Annotated in this window: 4 protein-coding genes and 1 pseudogene; 2 read left to right on the top strand and 3 right to left on the bottom strand. The window is 73.3% G+C overall.

All coding sequences use genetic code 11. The features are described 5' to 3' along the window. The 3 genes and pseudogenes from DI272_RS45410 to DI272_RS20825 form a co-directional block, all read right to left on the bottom strand. Positions 1-552, bottom strand: a pseudogene (locus DI272_RS45410) (hypothetical protein); the annotation flags it as partial. Between the two features lie 191 nt (positions 553-743). After that, positions 744-3863, bottom strand: coding sequence for a sacsin N-terminal ATP-binding-like domain-containing protein (locus DI272_RS20830; RefSeq protein WP_109496825.1), 3120 nt, complete (start codon positions 3861-3863; stop codon positions 744-746). A gap of 79 nt (positions 3864-3942) precedes the next feature. Next, a complete protein-coding gene (locus tag DI272_RS20825) occupies positions 3943-4551 on the bottom strand; it encodes a TetR/AcrR family transcriptional regulator (protein WP_109496824.1) in 609 nt (202 codons plus the stop codon). A gap of 96 nt (positions 4552-4647) precedes the next feature. On the opposite strand from DI272_RS20825, the gene DI272_RS20820 reads away from it, so the two are divergent. Both DI272_RS20820 and DI272_RS20815 read left to right on the top strand, forming a co-directional pair. Further along, positions 4648-5670, top strand: a complete 1023-nt coding sequence (locus DI272_RS20820) for an aldo/keto reductase (protein ID WP_109496823.1) — start codon at positions 4648-4650, stop codon at positions 5668-5670. A 170-nt stretch (positions 5671-5840) separates the two neighbouring features. Next, positions 5841-6749, top strand: a complete 909-nt coding sequence (locus tag DI272_RS20815) for a hypothetical protein (protein ID WP_109496822.1) — start codon at positions 5841-5843, stop codon at positions 6747-6749. Positions 6750-6757 lie beyond the last annotated feature (8 nt).

Here is a 6757-nt window from a genome sequence, read left to right as displayed (position 1 = left end):
GGAGTTGCGCTGGACGAGGGTGGTGCCCAGGTCGCCCTGGAGCGCGCTGTCCTCGGTGCTGTAGTTGAGGGCCAGCGCACCGGCCTTCCACGTACCGGCGTCGGAGTTGATCAGGTCGCCGTCGCCGGGGTAGATGTCGATCAGGCCGGCGCAGTCGGCGGTGGTCGCCGAGGTGGGCGTGCAGGTGGCCGCCTCGTAGCCGAGCAGGACGTTGGCCGGCGCGTCGAGGGTGCCCTTGTAGATGAGCGGGCCGTTGGCGAAGTCCGCGGAGGCGATGTCCACGTCGGCGCCGTGGGTCAGCGTGTAGGTGACCTTGACGTGGACGTCCTGGCTGATGCCGACCTTGACCGCCTTGGCGATCTTCAGGTTCGAGAAGGAGACGTCCAGCTGGGCGGCGTCGGACGCGGCGAAGGCCGACTTGCCCGACGCGGCGGAGACCGCCTTGGCCGCGGCGTCACGGTACGAGGCGCTGTCGGCCTGCGCGGCCGGGACAGCGAGGGCGGAGAGGGCCAGGGCGCCGGAGACGGCGGCCACGGTGGCGCGAATACGCATGTCTTCCCCACGTGAAGAGAGGGGCCCCGGCGGTGGTCGTCCCCCCACGGTCGCGTCTTCACGCCGGGGCCCGTAATGATCAGGGAGTCTGTTGACTCACGTGATCAGATACGTGACACGGGGGAATGGTTGTATGACCGGTGAGAAATTTGTGCGGGAAATTTCACGATCAGCCGCGCCCCTCGCTCACCTCAGTCGAACCACCGGTCCCGGGCCAGTTCCTCCGTCCGCGACGGGTCCTCCAGCAGCGCCGCCACCTCGAACCGCCGCGGCCACTGTCCCGCCGCCCACGCCAGTCCGGCCGCGACACCCTCCAGGGTGGCCGCGTGCAGCACCCCGTCGCCGGTGAGCCGCCAGTCGATCTCCACGCCGTCCACGACGAGTTCCTCGTGCTCGACGTACGACGCCGGGGTCCGCGGGCCCAGCAGCACCCGCACCGGGTCCGGTACGTCGTGCTCGGTGCCCTCGGAGTCCACCGACCCGGTCACCGACTCGCTCAGCCGCCGCACCTGGAACAGTTCGGCCAGCTCGGCGGCGCGCGCCGGCCGTACCGGCAGCAGCGGTACGCCCTCGGTGAAGGGCAGCAGGTCCGGCGAGTCGACGACCACGGCGTCCGCGGCGTCCACGACCGTCACCCGCCCGTCCACCACGGCCCGCACCTCGTCCGGCAGCGTCACCTGTTCCGGGTCGAGGTCGGCCAGTGCCCCGTAGAGGGCGTGCAGTTGTGCCCCGCTGACCTCCCGCTCGGGGTCGGCGAGCCGGTCGAGCAGCTCCGCCGCGCCGCCCGGCTCGTCGAGCAGCGCGGCCACCGACGTCCGTACGCCCAGCGCCCGCAGGACCTGCTCGTCGTCGAACCCGGTCGCGTCGGCCTCGTCGTACAGTCCGCGGAGCAGCGGGTCCCCGCCGGCCGCCAGCAGGCCCGCCGGGCGGCGGCCGGCGAGCACCGGGTGCCCGCGCAACCACCATGCCGTGTAGGGCCGTACGACCTCGTGCGTGCCGTCCGGCAGCAGGATGCGCACCTGCTGGGTGAGCGCGTCGCGCAGCGGGGGCCGGGCGAGCAGGGCGAGGGCCTGGGGCCAGCGTTCCTCGTCGACGAGTTCCAGGTCCCGTACGGCGACCAGCTCGGTGGCGACCGGCGGCACCGGTGAGTCCGGGAAGCGGTCGAGGACGTCCTCGCTCCACACGTCCACCGCGTCCAGCAGACCGGCGTCGTCGGGTTCGGCGAAGTCCCCGTCGCGCGGCTCCAGTTCGTCCGGGTCGAGGACGACGTCGGTGGCGCGGACGAGGGCGAAGGTCGCCAGGACGCCGCAGGCGGCGAGCGGCTGTTCGCCCCAGCGCTCGGCCAGTTCGGCGTCGACGGTGGCGAGTTCGCCGTCCCGCATGACCTGGTGGAAGGGGCTGCCGGGGAAGACCAGTTCACCGGCGGGGGCGGGCTCGCCGTCCTCGTCGGGGAGGGCCAGCGCGCCCAGCCACGGCTCGTCGCCGGGTTCGAGACCCGCGTCCCGCACCAACGCCAGGACGGTGTCGGCGAGTTCCTCGGCGTCGAGGGTGTCCGCTTCCCAGTCGAGCCCGCCCTCGTCGTCCAGGGAGGCGGCGACGGCGGCCCTGACCTGCGGGGTCGTGAGGACGGCTCGCGGGGAGGCGGGCAGCGCGCCCAGCTTCTCCAGCAGGGGGTGGGCGCCGTCGGGGTGCGCGACCTTCAGGCCGAGCCGCGCGAGGACCTCGGGCTCGACGGCGGCACCGTCGGGCGTGGGCAGCAGCACCTGCCGGGGGCCGATGGTGGTCCGCCCGTCGGCGAGCGGCACGGGCAGCCCGGACAGCCGGTCCGGGTCGACCCCGGCGAGGCTGTCGTAGAGCCGCCGCCACCAGCCGGGCTCCTTCTCCAGCCCGGCGAGCCGGTCGACGGCGTCCGTGAGCGGGACGCGGGCGACCCCCAACGTCCGCAGCTCCACGCGGCGTTCGAGACCGGCGGGGAGCAGGGTGGGCAGTACTTCGGCGAGGACCCGGACGGTCTCCGCGCCCGCCCCCTCGACGACTTCCGCCTCCCGGGGGCGCAGCGCCTCGGGCAGGTCGTCCGTGGGCTCCAGGGCGGGCGGCAGGAAGGCGGTGCGCGGCAGCCGGTCCAGGATCGCCTGGCGCAGCGCCCCGTCCAGCTCGCCCTTGCCCAGCGCTCCGGGCACGAGGTCGATGATCCCGGCGGTCACCGGGCGCCACCCGCCGAGGAGTCCGGCGTAGGCGTCCGCCGCCCGCTGCACGAGGAAGTCGGTCAGCGGGCCGGGGGCCGCGTGCCGGCGGGTGGGGTCCAGGGGGAAGGAGGCGATGAGGAGGGCGGGGACGCCGAGCGGCTCGTCACTGGGGGTGGGGGCGTGGACGACGGGGGTGGTGCGGGGCCGGACGGGGGTCCCGTCGGCGTCCACCGGCACGGCCCAGGTGACCGACCAGTGGGGCCGCAGCCGCTCCTCGACGGGCCGGTCGGCGAGCAGGTCGGGGGTGAGCGGCCCGTGCGCGGACGCGACCCGCCAGCTGGTGGCGCCCTCCGCCGAGTCCTCCACGACGACGAAGACGCCGTCGGTGCGGCGGCGGAGCGTGCGGGCGTCGGCGTCCGCCTCGACCACGACCTCCTCCAGCCCGGGCAGGGCGAGGAGCAGGGCGTCGTCGACGGCGCGCAGCAGCCGCTCGGCGAGATCGGCGGCGGCCGTGTCGCGCAGCGGCAGGATGACGGCGGTGTCGTAGCCGTCGGGGGCGGTGCCCTCGGCGGCGAAGGGGAGCCGCAGCAGCGGGACGTGTCCGTCGCGCCGGCGGATCTCGTCGCCGAGCCCGGGGCTGTGCCGGGCGGTGTCGGCGGCGTGGTCGCGGGCCTCGGCGAGGGACCACCGCACGCCGCCGTGCCGCCCCACGACGGCGGGCTCGTCGGTGACGGCGAGCACGGCGGCGAAGCCGACGCCGAACCGTCCGACGGAGGGCGCCCCCGCGGAGGCGTCGCGCTTGGCGGAGGCGCGCAGGGTGGAGAGCGACTCGACACCGGCCGCGTCCAGCGGGGCGCCGGTGTTGGCGGCGACGAGGACGCCGTCGCGGAGGGTGAGGCGCAGCCGCCCGGGCACCCCTGCCCGCGCCGCCGCGTCGGCGGCGTTCTGGGCGAGTTCGACGACGAGCCGGTCCCGGTACCCGCCGAGGACGAGGTCCTCCTCGGCGTTGGCGTCCTCACGGAACCGGGCGGGGCTGGTCGCCCAGGCGTCGAGCACGCCCCGCCTGAGACGGGCGGTCCCGAACGGGTCGGCTCCCTCGGCTGCGGGCCGCACGTACTTGCTCACGATGACTCTCCTCGTCTGCGTGCGACGAAGGTACCGCGAGTCGGTCCCGGGTCTCCGCCCAGATCTCCCGACCGTGCGGTCAGCCGCGCGGGCGCCGCAGCCCCGCGACGAGGAGCCCGACCATGCGGCGCGCGTCGTAGCGGGGGTCGGTGTCGGCGCCGATGCAGAGGTTGCCGACGGCGCGCATGAGCTCGTAGGCCGTCAGGTCGGAGTGGATCTCGTCGGCGGCGGCGTCGAGCAGCGCGGCGCAGACGGGGACGAGCCGGTCGAGGAAGTGGGCGTGCAGCGCCTCGAAGTCGGCGTTGCCGGGCTGGAGGACGGCGGCGAGGCCGTGCTTGGTGACGAGGAAGTCGACGAAGAGGTCGATCCACCGGCGGAGGGCGTCGTACGGCGCGGGTCCGGCGGCCAGCAGCTCCGGTCCGGCCTCCGCGCACGCCTCGATCTGGTGCCGGTAGACGGCGATGACGAGGTCCGCGCGGGTCGGGAAGTGCCGGTAGATGGTGCCGAGCCCGACCCCCGCCTCGGCCGCGATGTCCCGCACGGGTGCGTCCACGCCCTTGGCGACGAACACCGTGGCGGCGGCGTCCAGCAGCGTCTCCTGGTTGCGCCGGGCGTCCTTCCGCCGGGACGGGGCGGCGGCGGGCCGGGGGGCGGGGTGGCTGTCGTTCACGGGCTCACCGTACGACATCCGGCGAGGACCGCTTGCAGAAACGGAACGAGGTTCCGTATCGTCTCTTCACATCGATACGGAACAACGTTCCGCTTTCTTGTCGGAGGAATGACCATGCAGTACCGCACCTTGGGCCGCACCGGCGTGCAGGTCAGCGCCCTGGCGCTCGGCGCCATGAACTTCGGCGCGATCGGCCGCACCACCCAGGAGGAGGCCACCGCCCTGGTCGACCGGGCGCTGGAGGCGGGGGTGAACCTGATCGACACCGCCGACATGTACGGCGCCGGCGAGTCGGAGGAGATGGTCGGCAAGGCGATCGCGGGCCGCCGCGAGGACATCGTGCTGGCCACGAAGGCGGCGATGCCGATGAACGCGGACAAGCCCAACTACCGCGGCAGCTCCCGCCGCTGGCTGGTGCGGGCACTGGACGACAGCCTGCGCCGCCTCGGCGTGGACCACGTCGACCTCTACCAGATCCACCGCTGGGACCCGGAGACGAGCGACGAGGAGACGCTGTCGGCCCTGACCGACCTGCAACGCGCAGGAAAGATCCGCTACTTCGGCTCGTCGACGTTCCCGGCCTACCGCATGGTCCAGGCCCAGTGGACGTCCCGCACGCTGCACCTGGGCCGCTACGTCACCGAACAGCCCAGCTACTCGATCCTCCAGCGGGGCATCGAGGCGGATGTGCTGCCGGTGGCGGAGGAGTACGGGATGGGGGTCCTGGCGTGGAGCCCGCTGGCGTCGGGCTGGCTGTCGGGAGCGGTCCGCGAGGGCCGCGAAGTGACCACGAACCGCTCGGCGTTCATGCCGGACCGCTTCGACCTGAGCCTGCCGTACAACCGGGCGCGCCTCGACGCGGTGGAGAAGCTGACGCGGCTCGCGGAGGAGTCGGGCCTGACCCTGATCCAGCTGGCGCTGGGCTTCGTCACGTCGCACCGGGCGGTCACGAGCGCCTTGATCGGCCCGCGCACACCGGACCACCTGGAATCCCAGCTCGCGGCGGCGGGCACGGTACTGCCGGCCGACGTCCTGGACGCGATCGACAAGATCGTGCCCCCGGGGACGGACCTGGCGACCCACGAGAAGTTCGCCACCCCACCGGCCCTGCTGGAGGCGTCACTGCGGCGCCGCTGAGGACGTGTGCGGCACCTGCGGACCCCGGCGAGGCCGTTTCTCTTGGGATCACCAGGGCTTCGTAATCCCCCGTCAAAATCCGCGGGGACCGTACAACCAGTCACATCCGCCACGGATCTGATCGTGCGAGTCAACAGACTCCACGATCACTGTCTCCACCTGGGGAACACATGCGTATACGCGCCACCGTGGCCGCCGTTTCCGGCGCCGTGGCCCTCTCCGCCCTCGCCGCGCCGGTAGCGCTCGCCGCCGACGCGACGGTGCCCGCCGATGTCGTCGCCGCCGCCAAGGCCGCCCACACCGCCTCCGGCAAGACCGCCTTCAGCACCGCCGCGACGGGCACCCCGTACGCCCTGAACGCCTCCTTCTCCAATGTGAAGGTCAACTCGGGCAAGGGCATCGTCGTCGGCACCACCGCCCTCGTGAAGGCGCCGGTCTCCTACACGCTGACGCACGGCGCGGACGTCGACATCCACGCCGCCGACTTCTTCTCCGCCGTCGAGCTGTACCGCGGTGCGGACTTCGCGAACGAGGACGCCTGGATCGACAGCAGCAAGGGGGCGTGCACGGACACCTCCGCCACCACCGCCAGCTGCACCGCCACGATCCAGCTCGACCCGGCGGACCTGCTGAACTCGGACGCCGGCAGCTGGAAGGCCGGCGCGTTCGCGGTCGCGTTCAACGGTGAGGACCCGAACAACCCGAACCTGGACAACGTCGGTGTCGCCACGCAGGACAACGTCACCACCGCCAAGCTCCAGCGCCGCTCCACCCTCACCGTCAACGCCGCGCCGGAGCCGGTGCGCAAGGGCTCGACCCTCACGATCACCGGCAAGCTCTCCCGGGCCAACTGGGAGGACGGCCACTACCACGGCTACTCCGGTCAGCCGGTGAAGCTCCAGTTCCGCAAGAAGGGCACCACGACCTACACCACGCTCAAGACCATCACCTCGTCCTCGACGGGCACCCTGCGGACCACCGCGAAGGCCTCGGTCGACGGCTACTGGCGCTTCTCCTTCGCCGGCACCTCCACCACCCCGGCGGTCAGCGCCACGGGTGACTACGTCGACGTGCAGTAGGCAGTACA

The organism is Streptomyces sp. Act143 (genome assembly GCF_003143935.1).
GTDB lineage: Bacteria > Actinomycetota > Actinomycetes > Streptomycetales > Streptomycetaceae > Streptomyces.
This window is presented reverse-complemented; position numbering and strand designations above follow the sequence as displayed.